Genomic DNA, 20,576 nt, shown 5'->3' with positions numbered 1-20,576 from the left:
TTGGTGTGTGACGAACCGCCGGAATGTTAAGAAATTGCAACACGCCTGTATGTCCTCAGAACTGAGGACAAGGCCTTGCCGGGGTTTGATGCCCAACAGGCCTCCAGCGCTTAGCAGGCAAGCGCCCGCAGCTATCAAAAGAGTAGTTCTTCAATCACCGCGCGCCAGCGGCAGCCACAGGGTGAATTCGCCCCCGCCCTCCCATGCCGCCCACTGGCAGCGCCCGCCCAGGGCCTGGGCGCGGTGGCGCACGTTGAGCAGGCCCTGGCCGGCCAGGGCGGCGGGCGGGCCTTCGGACAGCACGAAGGCGCCTGCGTTGTCGCGGATGCGCACCACCACGCCCGCGCCGCCCTGCCCGGCTTGCGCCTGCGGCGCGGTGGCCACGTCGATCAGGGTGGCCTGGGTGTGCTTGAGGATGTTGGCCAGCACTTCTTGCAGGATGCGCAGCACGTGCAGCGCGGACTGCGGGTCGAGCCAGGGCAGCGGGGGCAGGTCCTGCACGTTCCAGGCAAGGGTGATGCCCGCGGCCTTGAGCCGGGGCGCCAGGCGAAAGCGCACGGCCGCCAGCAGCGCCAGCAGGTCGGCATCGGCGGGGTCCAGCGAGTCGATGGCGAGCTTGAGGTCGTCGATGCAGTCCTTGAGCACCTGGGCCGTGTCGGCCGTGCTGGCCTGGCCGCGCTCGACCATGCGCAGCGCGCTCATCAGCGACGAGCCGATGCCGTCGTGCATGTCCTGCATCATGCGCTGGCGCTCGGTGGCCAGGGTCTGCTGGCGCTCCAGCGCGCGCAGTTGCTCGTGGCTGGCGGTCAGTTCGCGCTCGCGGGCGGCGAGCTGGCTTTCCAGCCCGGCGTTGGCCACCTCGACCGCGTGGATGGCGCCCACGTAGCGCCGCCAGACGATGGCCAGGAAGATGGCGAACAGGCCGATGGCGTTGTAGGGCGCCAGATAGACATGCTCCATGTCGATGCGGTAGTTGACCATCAGCAGGTCGTGCGCGCCCGCGGGCACGTTCAGCGAGAACCAGGCGAACAGCACCAGCCCCTCGCGCGACCGCGCGCGCCACGAGGCCCACAGGCCCGACGCGGCCACCACCGCCGTCAGCACGGTGATGACGAGATAGACCAGCGGCAGCATGGCATCGAGGTACGGCAGCAGCGGCGGCAGCGGCAGGGTGAGCACGGTGCCCAGCGACACCAGCCCCGCGATGCCCAGCGCCAGCGCGGGCATGCGCCGCCCGTGCACGCGGAAGGCGAAGGCGAAGGTGCACACCATGGCCCAGCCCAGCGAATTGACGGTCATCCAGCCGAACCAGTCGTCGGGCACGGGCAGGGGCCGGTCGTCCACCACGTAGTGCAGGCTGCGCAGCAAGGTGGTGACGGAGATGGCGAAGAACAGCAGGTAGATGGGCTCGCGGCGGCGCACGCAGCCCACGGCCAGCGCGAACAGGCCAATGGCCAGAAAGGCGGCGCCGGTCAGGCTGATGAAGTCGTTCTGCACGAAGCGGCGCACGCTGTAGCGCCACAGCAGGTTCTGCTCGGTGCCCACCCAGGCGCTGGAGACGGCCCCGCCCACGCCGCGCTGGCTGGCCATGCGCAGCCACACGGTGCGGGGCGGCTCGCCACCGGCGGCTTGGTTGCCCAACGCCACCCACAGGGGCCGGTTGAAGCTGTTCCACACGCGACTGCCGCGCGTGCGGTAGGCCATGCGGCCATCGACATAGACGGCGACGATGCCGATGGTCTGCCAGCGCGGCAGGTACAGAAACAAGTCCTGGCCCGGCGCGCCCGATGCGCTGGGGGCACCGGGTGTACCGGGCGGGGGCAGGTCGAGCCGGTACCAGGCCACGTCGGGCGGGGCCCGCAGCGAGGCGCCGCCCTCGGCCAGGCTGCGCTCCCGCGCGTGGGGCAGCGGCACGCTGGCCCACGCGCCTTTCTCCTCCTCCCCAGCGAAGGGCGGCGCGGGCGGAGGTTCCCAGCCCGCGCCGGGCTCCATGCGGAAGGCGGCCTGCCGCAGGTGCGTGGGGTTATCGGTAGCGCTGCCGCCGCCGCAGGCCGCGAGCCAGGCGGCCAACAGCAGCGCGGCGCACCACCTACCCGTTCGCCAGAAGGCCTTGCCTGTGGGCGGCATGGATGGCCTCGGCGCGCGTGTTGACCTGCAGCTTGGCGTAGATGCGCCGCACGAAGGTGAGCACCGTGGTGCGGGAGACGCCCATGGTGCGGGCCGTCTCCTCGGTGGTGAAGCCCTTGCTCACGCAGCGCAGCACCTCCTGCTCGCGCGCGGACAGCAGCGCGGCGGGCGGCTCGGTGGCGGGCGGCAGGCTGGCGGCGGCGCGCGCCAGGATCTTGCGCGCCACCATGGGGCTGATGGGGCTGCCGCCCGCGTGGATGCTGCGGATTTCCTCGGCCAGCTCGGCGGCGCTCACGTCCTTGAGCAGGTAGCCCATGGCCCCGGCCTCGATGGAGCGCAGCACGTGCGTTTCATCGCCAAAGATGGTGCTCACCAGCACGCTGCAGCCGGGCCACTGCGCGCGCGCGGCGCGGATCACGTCCAGGCCCGAGCCGTCGGGCAGGCCCAGGTCCACCAGCAGCACATCCATGGGCGACTGGGGCAGCAGCGCCAGCGCCTCGGCCCGGCTGGCCGCCGCCATGGCCAGCGCCAGGTCGGGCTGCGCGCCGATCATGGCGATGAAGGTGTCGCGGCAGGCCGGGTCGTCCTCGACCACGCCCACCCGCAAAGGAGCAGGCAGGCGCGCGGGCCAGGGGGCGGGCAGAGGCGGGGCGGTGTCGGGGGCCATGGGCTGGATTATGGGCAAGCGCCGGGCAGCAGCGCCATGTCATCAGTTCTGAGGACAGACAGGCGCATGGCCAATCCCTACCATCTGTGACTTCACGCCAATGCTTTCAATTTCATAGCTGCCTGCGCTTTCTGCGTGGGCGCTGGAAGCCTTTTTCATGCCCAAACGAATCGCCCTCGCCGCCGCCTGCCTGCTGGCCGCCAGCCTGGCCCCCGCGGCCACCATCACCGTCAACACCACGACCGTCATGGGGGGCGACGGCCTGTGCAGCCTGACCGAGGCCCTCGGCAGCGCGGTGACGGATACCGTCTGGGACGCCGACTGCGCGCTGGGCAGCGGCGCCGACACCATCGCGTTCGACCCCGCCGCCTTTCCCGCAGGCAGCACCATCACGCTGGGCAGCGCGCTGGACATCTACCAGGCCTCGAACACCACCATCGACGGCGGCGGGCGCGTGACCCTGGACGGCGGCGGCGCCACACCCCTGGTCACCGCCACGCTGGCGGGCACCACGCTCACGCTGCGCGGGCTGACGCTGGCCGGCGGCAATACCGCCGGCGGCGGCCCGACGGATGGCGGCGGCATCTACGCGGACGGCGTCACCCTGAACATCGACCACAGCGTCATCACCGGCAACACGGCCCTGGCCAACGGCGGCGGCCTCTTCAGCCGCGACAGCACGGTGACCATCACGGACAGCCAGTTCACCGCCAACACCGCCAGCCTGGGCGGCGCCGTCTACAGCACGGGCAGCGGCTCGCTGACGGTGACGAACAGCCGCTTCACGGGCAACATCGCCGGCCAGCAGGGCGGCGCCCTCTACAGCGGCGTGAACACGCTGGTCACCGGCAGCATCATTGCCAACAACGCCAGCCCCGCCGCAGGCGGCGCGAACAGGGGCGCGGGCGTCCGGTTCAGTGCTCCGGCCGGGCACACGTTCACGCTGAACCACAACCAGATCACCGACAACACGCCCGGCGACAACTGCTATAGCGCCATCCCCTTCACCGGCACGGGCAACCAGTACTGGCCGGAGAGCGACACGAGCTGCCCCGCAGCCGCGGGCCGCTTCGTCAACCCCCTTGCGCCGCCCGCGACCATCCCCGTGGATGCGCCCTGGGCGCTGGCGCTGCTGTCTGCGCTGGTGGCCGCGCTGGGCTTGCACCGGCGGCGACGCGGCGTTTAAGGCCAAAACACCCTTCAACGCCCGCTCAGCAAGCGCAAACAGCTATCAAAACAAAAGCAAACAAACCATGTTCCACACCCCGTGCCCCCATCCCCTGCGCGGGCTGGCCTGCGCCGCCGCGCTGGTGGCCGCTGGCGCCGCCCAGGCGGCCAGCCTCACCGTGACCAACGGCAACGACAGCGGCCCGGGCAGCCTGCGCCAGGCGCTCGCCGATGCCAACGCCAGCGGCGACACCATCGCCTTCGCGGGCGGCGTGTCCCGCGTGGCGCTGCTGGGCCAGCTCGTCATCGGCAAGAGCGTCACCATCGACGGCCCCGGCGTCACGCTGGACGGGCAGCTTCGGGGCCGCGTGCTGTGGGTCAACGCGGGCGCCACCGCCACCCTGCGCGGGCTGGTCATCACGCGCGGGCTGCTGGCAGGCAAGGGGATCGACGTGGGCGGCACGGCGCAGTCGGGCTCGTCCTGGGGCGCGGGCATCCGCAACGATGGCACGCTCACGCTCGACGGCGTGCAGGTGCAGGGCAACTACGCCACGGGCGGCGGGCAGAGCGGCATGGGCGGCGGCGGCGGGGGCAGCGGCGTGGGGCTGAACATCGGCCAGCCGGGCGAGATCAAGGGCGCGGGCGGCAGCGGAGGCAATGGCAGCAGCCTCAATGGAGGCGGTAGCGGCGCCATCGATACACCAACGGGTGGGGAGGGTTTCAGCAATGGCGGCAGCGGCAGCCATGGCGGGGGCGCGGGGGGCGGTGGCGCCGGTGGTGGCGGTGCCGGCGGCGGTGGCTGGGCGGGCGGCGGTGGCGGTGGCGGATGGTACGGCGCGGGAGGTGGCGGCTATGGCGGCGGCGGCGGGAACACCGACGCCGGGAACGGCAGCAACGGCAGCAGCGGCGGCGCAGGCGCAACCCTTGCAGGAAACGGCGGCACCGGCAGCACGGGCTTTCCAGGAAATGCTGGTGACACGGGCGGCGGCGGGGGGTATGCCACGCTCGGCGGCGTCTGGGTGGGCGGCGGCGGGGGCGGGGGATGGATTAGCGGCGGCGGAAATAGCGCCGGCGGCGCGGCGGCCGGCGGCATCTACAACGCGCCGGGCGCGCAACTCACGGTGCAGGGCGCGGGCTGCGCCATCAGCGCCAACCTGGCCGCGGGCGGTGGCGGTAGTGGTCACCCTGCCAGCTTCGCTGGCGGCCAGGCCGTGGGCGGGCTGTGGAACGATGGCCAGCTGACCCTGGCGCCCGGCTGCGAACACAGCGTCAGCGGCAACGCGGCCGGCGCCGGGATGCGGGGCCGGAACGCAGGCCCTGACCGCGCCGACGCCGACCTGCGCGACGACAAGCTGCTGCAACTGGCCGTGCTGTCCACGGGCGGCAGCGTGGGCGCCACGGCCCCGCCCACCCCCACGGCAGGCCAGATCACCAACTGCATTGCGAGCAGCGGCACCTGCCAGGCCAGCTACCTCGCGGGCGGCGTGGTGACCCTCACGGCCACGCCCGTCACCGACTGGCACGTGGTGTGGGGCGGCGACTGCGCCGGCAGCGCCACCACCTGCACCGTCACCCTGGACCAGGCGCGCAGCGTGACGGCGAGCTTCGCCATCAACACCCATGCCCTCAGCGCCAGCGCATCGCCCGCCGGCGGCGGCATCGTCACCTGCCCGGCGAGCGTGAACCACGGCGGCGGCGCCACCTGCACCGCCAGCGCGCCCCACGCGGGCTTCACCTTCACCGGCTTTACCGGCTGCGACGGCGTGGACCTGCCCAGCCGCACCTGCACCCTCGCCAACGTGCAGGCCCCGCGCAGCGTGCAGGCGCAGTACGCGGCCATCACCACCGCCACCGGCACCACCGTGCCGGCCGGCGGCGCGGGGGGCGCGGCCAGCGCCAGCTTCACCGGCGGGGGGGCGGGCTGCCGCTTCGACCCGGCGGCCACCGGGTTCATCGCGGCGGCCGCAACGCCGCCAGGCCACACCGCGCCGCAAGGCGCATTCCGCTTCAAGCTGGTGGGCTGCACCCCGGGCGCGACGGTGCGCGTCACCACCATCTGGCCGCAGGCCGTGGACGACTTCATCAAGCACAGCCATGGCAACTTCATCACGCCCGGCAACCTGCTCATCAACGGCAACACCGTGGGCTTTGACGTGACCGACGGCGGCGTGGGCGATGACGACGGCCTGCAGAACGGCGAGATCCTGGACCCGGCGATGCCCCTGGCCGCCGCACCCCCCAGCGCCCATGGCATCCCGGTACTGGGCGGATGGGGCTTGCTGCTGCTCACGCTGCTGGCGGGCTCGGCAGGCATGGTGGCGCAGCGGCGCAAGGCATTCGCCTGAACACAAACGGGGACCAGCGCTTGCCCAGCAAGCGCAAGCAGCTATTACATCAATAGCAAAAAAACAGCGGCGCAAGCCCCCGGGGCCTGCGCCGCTGCGGCGGCGAGTGGCGGCGTATCAGGCCGCGGAGCGGGCCACCGCGCCCAGGGGCACCTCGGCGGCGGCCACCACCCCGGGGGCGGGCAGCGGATGGCCGTTCAGCGCGGCGTCCAGGCGTTCGTGGTCCAGCGCGTTTTCCCAGCGCGAGACGACCACGGTGGCCACCGCGTTGCCGATGAAGTTGGTCAGCGAGCGGCACTCGCTCATGAAGCGGTCCACGCCCAGGATCAGCGCCATGCCGGCCACCGGCACCTCGGGCACCACCGCCAGGGTGGCGGCCAGGGTGATGAAGCCCGCGCCGGTCACGCCCGCCGCGCCCTTGGACGACAGCATGGCCACCAGCAGCAGCGCCACCTGGTGGCCCAGCGAGAGTTCGGTGTTGGTGGCCTGGGCGATGAACAGCGCGGCCAGCGTCATGTAGATGTTGGTGCCGTCCAGGTTGAACGAGTAGCCCGTGGGCACCACGAGGCCCACCACCGACTTGCTGCAGCCGGCCTTTTCCATCTTCTCCATCAGCGACGGCAGGGCCGATTCGGACGACGAGGTGCCCAGCACCAGCATCAGCTCGGCCTTGAGGTAGCGGCACAGCTTGAGCACCGAGAAGCCGCACAGCCGGGCCACGAAGCCCAGGATGACCACCACGAACAGCAGCGAGGTGATGTAGAACGAGCCCACCAGCCAGGCCAGGTTGACGAGCGAACCCAGGCCGAACTTGCCGATGGTGAAGGCCATGGCGCCGAACGCCCCGATGGGCGCGGCCTTCATCACGATGCCCACCACCTTGAACACGGGCGTGGTCAGCGCTTCCAGAAAATTCTGCACCGGGCGGCCGGCCTCGCCCACCATGGCCAGCGCGATGCCGAACAGCACGGCCACCAGCAGCACCTGCAGGATGTTGTCGCCCACGAAGGGGCTGACCAGCGTCTTGGGGATGATGTCCATCGCGAAGCCGGTGAGCGACATCTCGTGCGACTTGGCCACGTAGGTCTTCACGGCCGTCTGGTCCAGGTCGGCGGGGTTGATGTTCATGCCCGCGCCGGGCTGCACCACGTTGGCCACCACCAGGCCGACGACCAGCGCCAGCGTGGAGAAGAACAGGAAGTACGCCATGGCCTTGCCGAACACCCGGCCCACGGTGGAGAGCTGCGACATGCCCGCGATGCCGGTCACGATGGTCAGGAAGATCACCGGGGCGATGATCATCTTCACCAGCTTGATGAACGCGTCGCCCAGCGGCTTGAGCGCCTCGCCGTAGGCCGGCTCGAAGTGGCCCAGCAGCACCCCGAGGACGATGGCGACCACCACCTGGAAGTACAGTTGCCGGTAAAAGGGAAGCCGCACGGGATGGGCGGTGGGGGCGGTAATGGCGTGCATGGGGATGTCTCCTGAAATCACGGTGACTGCACCAGCGGGGTGCGTCGAGGGTGCCGTTTGTACCGCCGCCCCCGGATTCAGCCGATAACCTATTGGTATTAGTCGGTGGCACCGCCAGAGGGCGCCCCGTGCCCCAATATAGGGAAAACCCCTAGGTGCCAGCGAGGTGAGGCACACTCGCTGCCCTCACCATCACAGCCCGGAGCACGCTCCCGGCCCCCTGATTTCTGCCCCATGACGACGCCGCGCCTTCGCAAATTCTGGACCCTGCTGATCCTCCTCACCGGCATGGCGGGCAGCATGTTCGTGGCCGGGCAGTGGGCGTGGCAGCGTTCGCTGCACGAGGAGAGCGACAGCGTGCAGCAGCAGCTGACCCTGTACGGCCAGACGCTGGCCCAGCGCATCGACCGCTACCGCACCCTGCCCGAGGTGCTGGCGCTGGACGCGCAGCTGCAGGATGCGCTGACCCGCGCCCTGAGCCCGGCGGAGGTGGAGCAGCTCAACCTCAAGCTGGAGCAGGCCAACGGCGCGAGCCAGTCGTCCACGCTCACCCTGCTCAACCGCGAAGGGCTGGCCGTGGCGGCCAGCAACTGGCGCACCACCACCAGCAACGTGGGGGTGGACTACAGCTTTCGCCCGTATGTGCAGGAGGCGCTGGCGCAGGGGCGCGGCAGCTTCTACGGCATCGGCGTGACCACGGGCGAGCCGGGCTACTTCCTGTCGCAGGCCATCCGCGACGCCAGCGGCCACACGCTGGGCCTGGTGGCGATCAAGATCGCGCTGCAGGAGCTCGAGCGCGAGTGGCTGCAGACGCCGGACATCGTGCTGGCCTCCGACGCGCACGGCGTGGTGTTCCTGGCCAGCCAGGACGCGTGGCGCTACCGCCTGCTGGAGCCCCTGGGCGACGAGGAGCGCCGCGAGCTCAACGCCACGCGCCAGTATTCGAACCAGCCGCTGCGCCCGCTGGCCTGGCGCGTGGACGACCACATGGACAACGGCGGCCGCCTGGTGCGCCTGTTGTCGCCCGACCTGCCGCCCCTGCCCGGCCGCGTGCTGTGGCAGACCCAGCCGCTGCCCGGCACGCCCTGGCAGCTGCACCTGGTGCACGACACGCACAGCAGCATCGCCGACAGCCGCTGGGCCGCGGCGGCCGGCGGCGGCGGGTGGCTGGCACTGGCCCTGCTGGTGCTGTTCGTGCGCCAGCGGCAGCGCCTGGCGAACCTGCGCCAGCGCAGCCGCCAGGAGCTGGAGACCGTGCTGCAGCAGCACGCGCAGGAGCTGCGCACCGCCCAGGACGGCATCGTGCAGGCGGCGCAGCAGGCCGCCCAGCAGACCGACACGGGCCTCTCGCGCAGCCTGGAGCACCTGCCCCAGGGCGTGGTCATCATCGATGCCGACCTGAACCTCGTGGCCTGGAACTCGCGCTACGTGCAGCTGTTTCGCTACCCCGCCGACCTGATGCGCGTGGGCCAGCCCATCGCGGACCTGCTGCGCCACAACGCGCGCCGCGGCCTGCTGGGCCCCGGCCCGGCCGACGAGGCGATCGAGCGGCGCCTGTCGCACCTGCGCAGCGGCCTGCCCCATCTGCACGAGAGCGCCAAGGGCGATGGCACGGTGCTCGAGATCCGCGGCAACCCGCTGCCCGAAGGCGGCTTCGTGACCAGCTATGCCGACATCACCAGCTACAAGAACGCCGCACGCGAACTGCGCAGCCTGGCCGATGCGCTGGAGCAGCGCGTGGCCGACCGCACGCGCGACCTGGACGCCGCGCGGCGCGAGGCCGAGCGCGCCAACCGCTACAAGACCCGCTTCGTCGCGGCCGCCGTGCACGACCTGCTGCAGCCGCTCAATGCCGCGCGCATGTTCACCTCGCTGCTGCGCAGCCACCTGCAGGACGACGCCGAGCGGCGCACGGTGGACAGCATCGACGGCGCGCTCGCTTCGCAGGACGCGATCCTGAGCAGCCTGCTCGATATCTCGCGCATGGAGTCGGGGCAACTGGACGTGCACATCCACGACGTGGCCCTGGGCCCGCTGCTGCAGGTGCTGGCCCACAACTTCGGCGTGCTGGCCGAGGGCCAGGGCCTGAAGCTCCGCTGCGTGCCCACGCGCGCCGTGGTGCGCACCGACGAGAACCTGCTGCGCCGCATCCTGCAGAACTTCGTCTCCAACGCCATCCGCTACAGCCGGCAGGGGCGCATCGTGGTGGGCTGCCGCAGGGCCGGGGACCACCTGCGCATCGAGGTGCACGACCAGGGCCCGGGCATCCCCGAGGCGCTGCAGCGCGAAATCTTCGAGGAGTTCCGCCGCCTGGACGAAGGCCGCGCCGACGACCGGGGCGCGGGCCTGGGCCTGGCCATCGTCGAGCGCCTGGGCCGCCTGCTGGGGCACGAGATCGGGCTGCGCTCGCAGCTGGGGCGCGGCAGCGTGTTCTGGGTGCGCGTGCCGCTGGGCGACCCCGCCGCCGCGCGGCAACAGCCAGCCGCCGCCGCCACGGCCGCTCCACGGCAGCCGCAGGAAGACGCCCCGCTGCAGGGCAGCAGCGCCTGGGTGATCGAGGACGACGGCCCCACCTGCGCCGCGACACGTGCCCTGCTGGAGCGCTGGGGCTGCCAGGTGCCGCTGGCCGGCGGCGCGCCCGAGGCGCTGGCCCAGGCCGAACGCGGCCAGGCGCCGCAGCTGGTGCTGCTGGACGTGCACCTGGGCGCCCGCCACCATGGCCCCGATGTCTACGCCCAGCTGTGCGAACGCTGGGGCCAGGCCCCCGCGGTGATCCTGGTCACCGCCGAGCACGACGCCACGCTGCGCCGGCAGGCGGCCGAACGCGGCTGGGGCTTTCTGGCCAAGCCGGTGCGGGCGCCGGCGCTGCGTGCGCTGGTGAGCCAGACGCTGCTGAGACAGGGAGCATCCCCCTGAGCCGCTGCGTGGCTTCCCCCTTCTTTCTCTCTGCGCGCTGCGCGCTACGGGAAGGGGGACGGCGCCAGTGCAGGCACCGTGTGCTGGCGGCCCTCGCACGGCGTCTCGCACATGGTGCTGCGCCCGGTTGGGGAGGCTGCGCTCATTGCTACGCTTTTAGTAGCTGCCAGCGCTTGATGAATAGGCGACAGCGGCCGTTTTGATTCAGATCCCGACCTCAGGAAGACACGCCGTCTTCCGTCTCCAGGCTTTTCACCAGCACCGCCGCCTGCGTGCGGCTGTAGCACGCGAGCTTTTTCAGGATGGCCGTGACATGCACCTTCACGGTGTTCTCCGCCAGGCCCAGCGCGGCGGCGATCTGCTTGTTGAGCAGGCCGTCGGCCAGGCACAGCAGCACGCGGAACTGCTGGGGCGTGAGCTGCGCGAGCCGCGCGGCCAGTTCGGCGTCGGCCTCGGAGCGCTCGGCCGCCATGGGCGGGAACCAGCTGCCGCCGTCGAGCACGGCCTCGATGGCCTCGCCCATGGCCTCGGCCGGCGCGGACTTGGGGATGAAGCCCGCCGCGCCGAACTGCTGCGCGCGGCGGATCACGCGCGGGTGGTCGTTGGACGAGATGATGACCACCGGCAGCTCGGGGTACTCGCCGCGCACGTGCAGCAGCGAGGAGAAGCCGCGCGCGCCGGGCATGCTCAGGTCCAGCAGCACCAGCTCCACCTCGGGGTGCTCCTGCAGCGCCGTGCCCAGCGTGGCGGCGCTGGCCGCCTCCAGCGTGCGGAACTGCGGCAGGCGCTCATGCAGCACATGCAGCACGGCGGCGCGGAACAGCGGGTGGTCGTCAGCGACGAGAAGCGTGGGCTCGGCCATGGAGTGCGCAGTCTGCCACGGGGCGGTCCATCAGCACCACACGTCGCACGGAGCGGGCCAACGCATGGGGCGCGCCAAGGCCAGCGCTACCGTGGAACCGGCTTTGCCCCCGGAGGCATCCCGCTTCGCGTCGGAGGAAGGCGCGCAGCGGCTCAGAGGAAGTCATTCGCCTTTCCAGAACGCGGGCTGCGCGTACTGGTGTTTCAGGAAGTCGATCCACAGCCGCACGCGCAGCGGCAGGTGCTTGCGCTGGGGGAACACCACGTAGATGCCGTTGGGCGGCGCGGCGAAGTCCTCCAGCACCGCGACCAGGCGACCAGCGGCGATCTCGGCCTCGACCTCCCAGGTGCTGCGCCAGGCAATGCCCCAGCCGCCCAGGCACCAGTCGTGCAGCACCTGGCCGTCGGAGCAGTCGAGCGGCCCGCCGGGCTTCAGATGCATGACCTCCGTGGCGCCATCCGCAAGGGGCACCCGGAACGCCCAGCCGCGCGTCTGCGATGCGTCGCTGGACAGCGTGAGGCAGTCGTGCTGCACGAGTTCGGCCGGCGCGCGCGGCGTGCCGCGCCGGGCCAGGTATTCGGGCGTGGCCACGCACAGGCGGCGGTTGTCGGCGATGCGAACGCTCACGAGCGACGAGTCGGGCAGGTCGCCCACGCGCACGGCGCAGTCGAAGCCTTCCCCCGCGAGGTCCACCACGCGGTCGCTGAGGTTCAGCGAGATGGTCACGTCCGGGTGCGCCGAGCGAAAACGCGGCACCAGCGGCGCCACATGGCGGCGGCCAAAACCCGCGGGCGCGGTGATGCGCAAATGGCCCGTGGCCTTGACCCCGCCTTCCGACACGCTGGCCTCGGCATTGGCCACGTCGGACAGCAGGCGCTGGCAGTCTTCCAGGAACGCGCTGCCCTCGTGCGTGAGGCTGATGCGCCGCGTGGTGCGCACCAGCAGCTTCACGCCCAGGTGCTCTTCCAGCGCGTCGAGCCGCCGCCCCATGATGGCGGGCGCCACGCCCTCGGCCTTGGCGGCGGCCGTGAGGCTGCCGCGCGTAGCCACCGACACAAAGGATTCGAAGGCCTTGAGTTTGTCCATGGGCAGTGATTATGGAGACATCCGAGGGCGTGCAAGCCCGGCGCCGCACGGGCCTTACGCCCCCGGCCTTGAAGCAAAAACAGCGTCCAGCGCCCGGGGGCATTGCGCCAATAGCTATTGTTTTTATAGCATTCAGAACAGGCGCGACTTGAGGAAACCCACCGTGCCATACCGCTTGACGTCCGCGTAGTGGTCGCGCGTGAGCCCCTGCACCATGGCGGTGTAGGCATCGGCCAGGTCGGGCGCGATGGTGAAGTGGTCGTAGTTCACGATGACCTCCACGCGCTCGCCCTGGGCGGCAAGCGGTGCCAGCAGGCGGCGCACCTCGTGCTCGATGGCGTCGATGGTGGTGGCCGTGTTGATCTGCAGGCCCGAGAAGTCGATGTGCAGCAGCCTGCGCGCGGCGTCGAGCTCGAAGCGCTGCACCAGCGGGCGGTTGAGCAGCTGCTCGCGCAGGCCCAGCGGGCCGGGCTCGAACAGGCGCATGTCCATGGCCTGCAGGCCCGGGCTGATGCGCGGCGTGAAGGCCATGTGGGCCAGCACGTCGCGGTGCAGGTCGATGCCGGGCGCCAGCTCGATCAGCTCCAGCGCGCCGCCACCGCCCTCCTCGCCCGAGGGCACCAGGCGGAACACGCAGCGCTCGGTGACGTACAGCACGCGCTGGCCGCGCCGCAGCGCCTCCGCGCCGCTGAAGGTGCGGTGCTCGACCTCGCGCACCAGCTTGCGCGCGCCGCCTTCGTGCAGGATGTGCAGGTGGCCGTCGACCGCCTCCACCTGCAGCGCCCCCGCCGTGAAGGTGCCGACGAACACCACGGTCTTGGCGTTCTGGCTGATGTTGATGAAGCCGCCCGCACCCGCCAGGCGCGGCCCGAACTTGCTCACGTTGAGGTTGCCGTGCTGGTCGGCCTGCGCCAGGCCCAGGATGGCGATGTCCAGGCCGCCGCCGTCGTAGAAGTCGAACTGGTTGGGCTGGTCGATGATGGCCTGCGGGTTCACGGCCGCGCCGAAGTTCAGGCCCCCGGCGGGGATGCCGCCGATCACGCCGGGCTCGGCCGTGAGCGTGACCAGGTCGATGATGCGCTCCTCGGCCGCCACGTTGGCCACGCCCTCGGGCATGCCGATCCCCAGGTTCACCACCTGGTGCGGGCGCAGCTCCAGCGCCGCGCGGCGGGCGATGATCTTGCGCTCGGTCAGGGGCATGGCCTCCAGCGTGTCCACGGGCACGCGCAATTCGCCCGCGAACGCGGCGCTGTAGGGCTCGGCAAAGGTCTGGTGGTGGTGCGCGGGCTCGGTGGCCAGCACCACGGCGTCCACCAGCACGCCGGGCACCTTCACCTGCCGGGGGTTGAGCGTGCCGCGCTCGGCGATGCGCTCGACCTGCGCGATGACCACGCCGCCCGAGTTGCGCGCGGCCATGGCGATGGCCAGCGCTTCGAGCGTGAGCGCCTCGCGCTCCATGGTGAGGTTGCCGTCCGCGTCGGCCGTCGTCGCGCGGATGATGCCGACGTGGATCGGGAAGGCCTTGTAGAACAGGTAGTCCTGCCCGTCGATGGGCAGGACGCGCACCAGCTCCTCGGTGGTGCGCGCGTTAAGCTTGCCGCCGCCGTGGCGCGGGTCCACGAAGGTGTCGAGGCCCACGCGCGTGAGCGTGCCGGGCTTGCCCGCGGCGATGTCGCGAAACAGGTGCGTAATCACGCCCTGCGGCAGGTTCCAGGCCTCGATCTGGTTGTCCACCGCGAGCTTCTGGATGCGCGGCACCAGGCTCCAGTGCCCGCCGATCACGCGCCTGAGCAGGCCCGCGTGGCCCAGGTGGTTGAGGCCGCGCTGCTTGCCATCGCCCTGGCCTGCGGCGTAGACCAGCGTGAGGTCGCGCGGGGTCTGTGTGGCCTCCCAGCGCTGGGCGAGCGCCACGGCGATGCTCTCGGCAAAGCCGATGCCGACGAAGCCGCCCGTGGCCACGGTGTCGCCATCGTGGATGAGCAACACCGCGTCGGCGGCGCTGACGATCTTGTTCTTGTAGGCTGCGTTCAGCGCGCCAGCGGCCAGGGGTGCCTGCATGGGTTTGTCTCCCGGTGGGTTTGTTGTGTGCGCAGCGTAGTGGGTAACCGGCCAAAGCACCATTCCGGGCGACTACGGACGGCCACCAGTTGTGCGTAAAAGTCACTGGTTTAGAGATTTTCAGCGTATTTATGTGGGCAAATATTTGCAATACAGTCTGCCCATGGCCTGCTCATACAGGTCCCGTTTTCTTTTTCATTGATCCACGTTTGCACAACTTTCTAGGCACCCCATGACCGATCGCACCAAAGTCCACGGCCTGCAAGTGGCCACCTCCCTGTACCGCTTTGTCGAAGACAAGGTGCTGCCCGGCACGGGTGTCGATGCCGCCGCCTTCTGGAAGGGCTTTGACGCCATCGTGGCCGACCTGGCCCCGCGCAACATCGCCCTGCTGGCCGAGCGCGACCGCCTGCAGACCGAGCTGGACACCTGGCACAAGGCCAACCCCGGTCCCATCAAGGACATGGTGGCCTACCGTGGTTTCCTGGAAAAGATCGGCTACCTGGTGCCCCAGCCCGCCGATGTGAAGGCCACCACCGCCAATGTGGACGACGAGCTGGCCACGCAGGCCGGCCCGCAGCTGGTGGTGCCCATCCTGAACGCCCGCTACGCGCTCAACGCCGCCAACGCGCGCTGGGGCAGCCTGTATGACGCGCTGTACGGCACGGATGCCATCAGCGAAGAAGGCGGCGCCGAAAAGGGCAAGGGCTACAACCCCGTGCGCGGCGCCAAGGTGATCGCGTTCGCGCGCCAGGTGCTGGACGACACCGCGCCGCTGGCTGCAGGTTCGCACAAGGATTCGACGGGCTACAAGGTGGAAGGCGGCCAGCTGGTCGTCTCGTTCGCCAACGGGAGCACCACGGGCCTGAAGGATCCCTCGCAGTTCAAGGGCTACCAGGGCAACGCCGCGGCACCTTCGTCGGTGCTGCTGCAGCACAACGGCCTGCACCTGGACATCCAGATCGACCGTTCCACGCCCATCGGCCAGTCCGATGCGGCGGGCGTGAGCGACCTGGTGCTGGAAGCCGCGCTCTCCACCATCCTGGACCTGGAAGACTCCGTGGCCGCCGTGGACGCCGAGGACAAGGTGCTGGGCTACAGCAACTGGCTGGGCATCATCCAGGCCACGCTGACCGAGCAGGTCGCCAAGGGCGGCAAGACCATCACGCGCGGGCTGAACCCTGACCGCATCTATACGGGCCCGCAAGGTGGCGAGGTGCGCCTGCACGGCCGCTCGCTCATGTTCCTGCGCAACGTGGGCCACCTGATGACCAACCCGGCCATTCTCTGGACCGACGCGCAGGGCGCGCAGCGCGAGATCCCAGAAGGCATCATGGATGCAGTGGTCACAACGGCCATCGCATTGCACGACCTGCAAGGCCACGGCGCGAACGGTATCCGCAACTCCCGCAAGGGCAGCGTCTACATCGTCAAGCCCAAGATGCACGGCCCCGCCGAGGTGGGCTTTGCCGCCGAGCTGTTTGGCCGCGTCGAGAAGCTGCTGGGCCTGCCCGACAGCACCGTGAAGCTGGGCATCATGGACGAAGAGCGCCGGACTTCTGTCAACTTGAAGGCCTGCATCGCTGCCGCATCGGCGCGCGTGGCGTTCATCAACACCGGCTTCCTGGACCGCACCGGTGACGAGATGCACACCGCCATGCACGCCGGCCCCATGGTGCGCAAGGGCGACATGAAGACCAGCGCCTGGATCCAGTCGTACGAGAAGAACAACGTGCTGGTGGGCCTGAGTTGCGGACTGCGCGGCAAGGCACAGATCGGCAAGGGCATGTGGGCCATGCCCGACCTGATGGCCGAGATGCTCAAGCAAAAGATCGCCCACCCCAAGGCCGGCGCCAACACCGCCTGGGTGCCCAGCCCTACCGGCGCGACGCTGCACGCGCTGCACTACCACCAGGTCAACGTGGCCGAGATCCAGATCGGCCTGGAAAAGACCGACGTGAACGCCGAGCGCGACAACCTGCTGACCGGCCTGCTCACCGTGCCCGTGGCAGCCGCCCCCAACTGGAGCGACGCCGAGAAGCAGCAGGAGCTGGACAACAACGCCCAGGGCATCCTGGGCTATGTGGTGCGCTGGGTGGACCAGGGCGTGGGCTGCTCCAAGGTGCCCGACATCCACAACGTGGGCCTGATGGAAGACCGTGCCACGCTGCGCATCAGCAGCCAGCACATGGCCAACTGGCTGCTGCACGGCGTGGTGACCGAAGCGCAGGTGCGCGAGACCTTCGAGCGCATGGCCGCGGTGGTGGACGGCCAGAACGCGGGCGACCCGCTGTACCAGCCGATGGCGGGCCACTTCGCCACCAGCATGGCCTACCAGGCCGCCTGCGACCTGGTCTTCAAGGGCCAGGAGCAGCCCAGCGGCTACACCGAACCCCTGCTGCATGCCTGGCGCCTGAAGCTCAAGGCCGCACAGGCCGCCTGATTCCGGGAACGCCGCGCGCAAAGCGCGCCACGCTCACCTATTGATAGCTGCCAGCGCCTGCCCACCAAGCGCTGGCAGCTATTTTTTATGGATTGCCCTGGCTGCGGCGGGCCACGTGCCAGTGGTGCGCGGCACGGACCGCCCGCCGCGCATGGCACCAGCGCCCAGGCTTTCCCGCTGCGCGGAAGACGGTACGCCGCAGGCGCCTTACACTGGGCCCGCAGCCGCCTCCCATCCACAGCGGGCGCGTGCCGCCCGCCATCATGCCGCCCTCCAGTGCTCCGCCATCCGCTGCGCCGTCTTCCTCCCCCTTCTCCAGCTGCCCCCTGTGCGGCCAGCCGAACCAGTGCGCCATCGCGGCGGGCCAGCCCGCCGAGAGCTGCTGGTGCATGGCGCGGGTGATCAACCCGGAAGCGCTGGCGGCTCTGCCGGCCCCAGCACGGGGCCAGGTGTGTATCTGTCCTGCGTGCGGCGCGCGGGGCGCTCCACCGGCGCCCCGGCCCGGCGCCTCTGAAGACGCGCCGGCGCCGATATGATTTCCGCTTTTGTTTTCTGCAACTATCTCCAAGGAGGCTGATATGCCCACGTACCACGTCGAAATGATGGAAGGCCGCACGGTCGAGCAAAAGCGCAAGCTGGTGGAAGAGATCACCCGCGTCTCCGTCGAGGTGCTCGGCGGTTCGCCCGAGTCGGTGGACATCCTGATCACCGACGTCAAGCGGGAGAACTGGGCCACGGGCGGCAAGCTCTGGTCGGAGAGGAGCTGACATCCCCGAGGCACTGGGCGCCGTCCCCCTGCTCTCGAATTGCTTTGCAGCAATCCGAGAAAGGGAGGGCCCGGTCCTCGGTGCGGGGTGGCCCTTCCCTGGCTGCGCTGGCCTGGGACTGCGCCAGCCCACTGAAGAGCCCGTGCTTCTTCGCAACTGAACGCCAGCCCACCGATCCATGACAACACAGCCTTCTTCTGGTTCCCTCGCCGCCCTGCGCGAACGCCATGGCGAGCGTTACCGCTGGCTGCTGCTGCTGTCCGTCATGGTCGGCACGATGGCGTCGATCATGTCGTCGACCATCGTGAACGTGGCCATCCCCGACATGAGCCACTACTTCACCCTGGGCCAGGAGCGCGCCCAATGGGTCACCTCGGGCTTCATGGTGGCCACCACGGTCTCGATGCTGACCACGCCGTGGCTCCTGTCCCGCTATGGCTACCGCGCCACCTATGTGGGCGCCATGCTCCTGCTGCTGGCCGGCGGCATCGGCGGCGGGCTGGCCCGTGATTTCGGCCTGGTGCTGGCCGCCCGGGTGGCCGAGGGGCTGGCGGCCGGGGTCGTGCAGCCCATTCCCGCCGTCATCATCCTCTACGCCTTCCAGCCCCACGAGCAAGGCCGCGCCAGCGGCATCTTCGGCATGGGCGTGGTGCTGGCGCCCGCCATCGGACCGAGCATCGGCGGCCTGCTGGTCGACTGGTTCGGCTGGCGCTCCATCTTCTTCATGGTCGTGCCGCTGTGCCTGGCCTCCCTCTGGCTCGCCTACAAATTCGTGCCCGTCACCGCGCCGGGCGGCGTGGCCGCCAACCGCCAGGGCGAGGCGCTCGACTGGCGCGGCCTGGCGCTGGGCACGGCCGGGACGCTGTGCCTGCTCAATGGGCTGGTGGCACTGCATGGGGGCACCGCATCGGAGGCCATCCTGCTGCTGGCCGGCGCCGTGGTCGCCACGGGCCTGTTCATCGGCTGGCAACGCCGGCAATTGCGGCAGGGGCGCAAGCCGCTGATGGATTTGCGGCTGTTCCAGTACCGGCAGTTCGCCATGGGCAGCATCGTGGCGTTCATCTATGGCACGGCGCTGTTCGGCTCCACCTACCTGTTGCCGGTGTTCATGCAGCTGGGGTTGTCGCTCTCGGCCTCGCACGTGGGCACCATCATGCTGCCCGCGGGCTTCGTGCTGGCCATCACCATCGCCCTGGTGGGACGGCTGGCCGACAGGCAGCCCACGCACCTGCTGGTGAGCATCGGCCTGGCCCTGCTGGCCCTGTCGTTCGGGCTCATGGTGCTGGTGGGCCTGGGCTCCGCACTGTGGATGCTGGTGGCTTTTGCGATCCTGGGCCGCATCGGACTCGGTTTCATCCTGCCGTCGCTCAACCTGGGGGCCATGCGGCCGCTGGACAAGTCGCTGATCTCGCAGGGATCGAGCGCCATCGGCTTCCTGCGCATGCTCGGCGGGGCCGCAGGTGTGAGCCTGTGCGGTATCGTGCTGGAGTGGCGCCTGGGGGCGCATGGTGCATCGCTGACCTCGGGCGCAAGCAACACGGCCCGCATCGACGCCTTTGGCGAGACCTTTCTGATGCTGACCGCGCTGTGCCTGCTGGCCCTGGTGGCCGCATGGCAGCTGCGCGAAGCACCTGCGGCCCCGGCCGATACCTCTCCCCCTTCACCCCCGGCCTGATGGCCGATTGATCCGGACTTTGCTCGACCATGTGCCAACTGCTCGGTATGAACTGCAACACGCCGACCGACGTGACCTTCAGCTTCACCGGTTTCGCGCAGCGCGGCGGCAACACAGCCGACCATGCCGACGGCTGGGGCATCGCCTTTTTCGAAGACCGGGGACTGCGGCACTTCGTGGACCATCTGCCCGCCGTGAATTCACCCGTGGCGGAGTTGATCCGTCGCTACCCCATCCAGAGCCGCAACGTGATCGCGCACATCCGCAAGGCCACCCAGGGTGTGGTGAGCTTGCAGAACTGCCACCCCTTCGTGCGCGAGCTGTGGGGCCGGTACTGGGTGTTCGCCCACAACGGTGACTTGAAGGACTTCCGCCCCCGCCTGCATGCGCATTTCCATCCGGTGGGGGATACCGACAGCGAGCACGCCTTCTGCTGGATCATGCAGGAGCTGGCCAAGTCCCATGCCAGCGTGCCCAGCATTGCCGAACTGACCATCACCTTGAAAGAGCTGGCCGCGCGCATCGCGCCGCATGGCACCTTCAATTTCCTGCTCTCCAACGGCCAGGCGCTGTGGGCCCATGCATCCACAGGGCTGTACTACATCGAGCGCAAACACCCGTTCAGCGAGGCACAGTTGTCGGACGAGGACGTGCGCATCGACTTCGCCACCCGGACCACGGCCACGGACCGCGTGGCCGTGATCGTGACGGCCCCCCTCACCACCAATGAGGAGTGGACGGCCTTCGGCAAGGAAGAACTGCTGGTGTTCGTGGACGGACAGCGGCAAGGCGGTTGAGCCACCGGGCTTTCGCGCAGGCCCTTCCCTCGATCCTCGGGGTGTACCGCCCGCGCCTGCCGGACTTAGCTTCCATAAACGCCAGTGGTGTCACGGAAGACGCACTACCCACAACGTGCTTTTTGCCGTTCCCCAAAGCAAAAAACCCCAGTCATTGCTGACTGGGGTTTTCTGGGCTGTAAGAGCCTGACGA

The 20,576-nt window shown here is 70.0% G+C and carries 14 protein-coding genes; 8 read left to right on the top strand and 6 right to left on the bottom strand.

Annotated elements, in window-relative coordinates; all coding sequences use genetic code 11:
- Nucleotides 1–150: 150 nt before the first annotated feature.
- Both AC1RVY_RS19825 and AC1RVY_RS19820 read right to left on the bottom strand, forming a co-directional pair.
- The gene (locus tag AC1RVY_RS19825) at nucleotides 151–2,127 is read right to left on the bottom strand and encodes a sensor histidine kinase (RefSeq protein ID WP_492807852.1); all 1,977 of its coding nucleotides are present in this window, start codon (nucleotides 2,125–2,127) and stop codon (nucleotides 151–153) included.
- Nucleotides 2,090–2,794 (bottom strand): response regulator transcription factor, encoded by a 705-nt coding sequence (locus AC1RVY_RS19820; protein WP_218296746.1) that lies wholly within the window; start codon nucleotides 2,792–2,794, stop codon nucleotides 2,090–2,092. The genes AC1RVY_RS19825 and AC1RVY_RS19820 overlap by 38 nt, the downstream gene beginning before the upstream one ends.
- Nucleotides 2,795–2,951: 157 nt before the next feature.
- Here AC1RVY_RS19820 and AC1RVY_RS19815 point away from each other — a divergent pair, with 157 nt between their 5' ends.
- Together AC1RVY_RS19815 and AC1RVY_RS19810 are read left to right on the top strand one after the other, a co-directional pair.
- Nucleotides 2,952–3,980, top strand: a complete 1,029-nt coding sequence (locus AC1RVY_RS19815; RefSeq protein WP_492807850.1) for an IPTL-CTERM sorting domain-containing protein — start codon at nucleotides 2,952–2,954, stop codon at nucleotides 3,978–3,980.
- 67 nt (nucleotides 3,981–4,047) lie between these two features.
- Nucleotides 4,048–6,306 carry a choice-of-anchor U domain-containing protein gene (locus AC1RVY_RS19810; protein WP_492807848.1) on the top strand — a complete coding sequence of 753 codons (2,259 nt, stop codon included), beginning with the start codon at nucleotides 4,048–4,050 and terminating at the stop codon, nucleotides 6,304–6,306.
- 117 nt (nucleotides 6,307–6,423) lie between these two features.
- Here AC1RVY_RS19810 and AC1RVY_RS19805 read toward each other — a convergent pair whose 3' ends face one another.
- Entirely contained in the window at nucleotides 6,424–7,779 is a 1,356-nt protein-coding gene (locus tag AC1RVY_RS19805) for a dicarboxylate/amino acid:cation symporter (protein ID WP_492807847.1), read from the bottom strand.
- A gap of 234 nt (nucleotides 7,780–8,013) precedes the next feature.
- On the opposite strand from AC1RVY_RS19805, the gene AC1RVY_RS19800 reads away from it, so the two are divergent.
- Complete coding sequence (locus AC1RVY_RS19800; protein WP_492245009.1) at nucleotides 8,014–10,695, top strand: hybrid sensor histidine kinase/response regulator; 2,682 nt, start codon at nucleotides 8,014–8,016, stop codon at nucleotides 10,693–10,695.
- Between the two features lie 217 nt (nucleotides 10,696–10,912).
- Here AC1RVY_RS19800 and AC1RVY_RS19795 read toward each other — a convergent pair whose 3' ends face one another.
- The 3 genes from AC1RVY_RS19795 to AC1RVY_RS19785 all read right to left on the bottom strand — a co-directional run bounded on the left by AC1RVY_RS19795 (nucleotide 10,913) and on the right by AC1RVY_RS19785 (nucleotide 14,701).
- Nucleotides 10,913–11,557, bottom strand: a complete 645-nt coding sequence (locus tag AC1RVY_RS19795; RefSeq protein WP_218296742.1) for a LuxR C-terminal-related transcriptional regulator — start codon at nucleotides 11,555–11,557, stop codon at nucleotides 10,913–10,915.
- A 162-nt stretch (nucleotides 11,558–11,719) separates the two neighbouring features.
- Nucleotides 11,720–12,643, bottom strand: coding sequence for a LysR family transcriptional regulator (locus tag AC1RVY_RS19790; RefSeq protein WP_218296741.1), 924 nt, complete (start codon nucleotides 12,641–12,643; stop codon nucleotides 11,720–11,722).
- 132 nt (nucleotides 12,644–12,775) lie between these two features.
- On the bottom strand, nucleotides 12,776–14,701 hold the full coding sequence (locus AC1RVY_RS19785; RefSeq protein ID WP_492807844.1) for an acyl CoA:acetate/3-ketoacid CoA transferase: 1,926 nt from the start codon (nucleotides 14,699–14,701) through the stop codon (nucleotides 12,776–12,778).
- 232 nt (nucleotides 14,702–14,933) lie between these two features.
- On the opposite strand from AC1RVY_RS19785, the gene AC1RVY_RS19780 reads away from it, so the two are divergent.
- The 5 genes from AC1RVY_RS19780 (at nucleotide 14,934) to AC1RVY_RS19760 (ending at nucleotide 20,383) form a co-directional block, all read left to right on the top strand.
- The gene (locus AC1RVY_RS19780) at nucleotides 14,934–17,144 is read left to right on the top strand and encodes a malate synthase G (protein WP_492807842.1); all 2,211 of its coding nucleotides are present in this window, start codon (nucleotides 14,934–14,936) and stop codon (nucleotides 17,142–17,144) included.
- A gap of 263 nt (nucleotides 17,145–17,407) precedes the next feature.
- Nucleotides 17,408–17,680: a cysteine-rich CWC family protein gene (locus AC1RVY_RS19775; RefSeq protein WP_492807841.1), complete on the top strand. Its 273-nt coding sequence runs from the start codon at nucleotides 17,408–17,410 to the stop codon at nucleotides 17,678–17,680.
- A 24-nt stretch (nucleotides 17,681–17,704) separates the two neighbouring features.
- Nucleotides 17,705–17,911 carry a 4-oxalocrotonate tautomerase gene (locus AC1RVY_RS19770; RefSeq protein ID WP_370627859.1) on the top strand — a complete coding sequence of 69 codons (207 nt, stop codon included), beginning with the start codon at nucleotides 17,705–17,707 and terminating at the stop codon, nucleotides 17,909–17,911.
- A 178-nt stretch (nucleotides 17,912–18,089) separates the two neighbouring features.
- On the top strand, nucleotides 18,090–19,586 hold the full coding sequence (locus tag AC1RVY_RS19765) for an MFS transporter (RefSeq protein WP_492807839.1): 1,497 nt from the start codon (nucleotides 18,090–18,092) through the stop codon (nucleotides 19,584–19,586).
- A gap of 29 nt (nucleotides 19,587–19,615) precedes the next feature.
- Nucleotides 19,616–20,383, top strand: a complete 768-nt coding sequence (locus AC1RVY_RS19760) for a class II glutamine amidotransferase (RefSeq protein WP_218296735.1) — start codon at nucleotides 19,616–19,618, stop codon at nucleotides 20,381–20,383.
- Nucleotides 20,384–20,576: the final 193 nt, after the last annotated feature.

The sequence above is a fragment of the Acidovorax sp. GW821-FHT11A03 genome, assembly GCF_058809075.1.
This window is presented reverse-complemented; position numbering and strand designations above follow the sequence as displayed.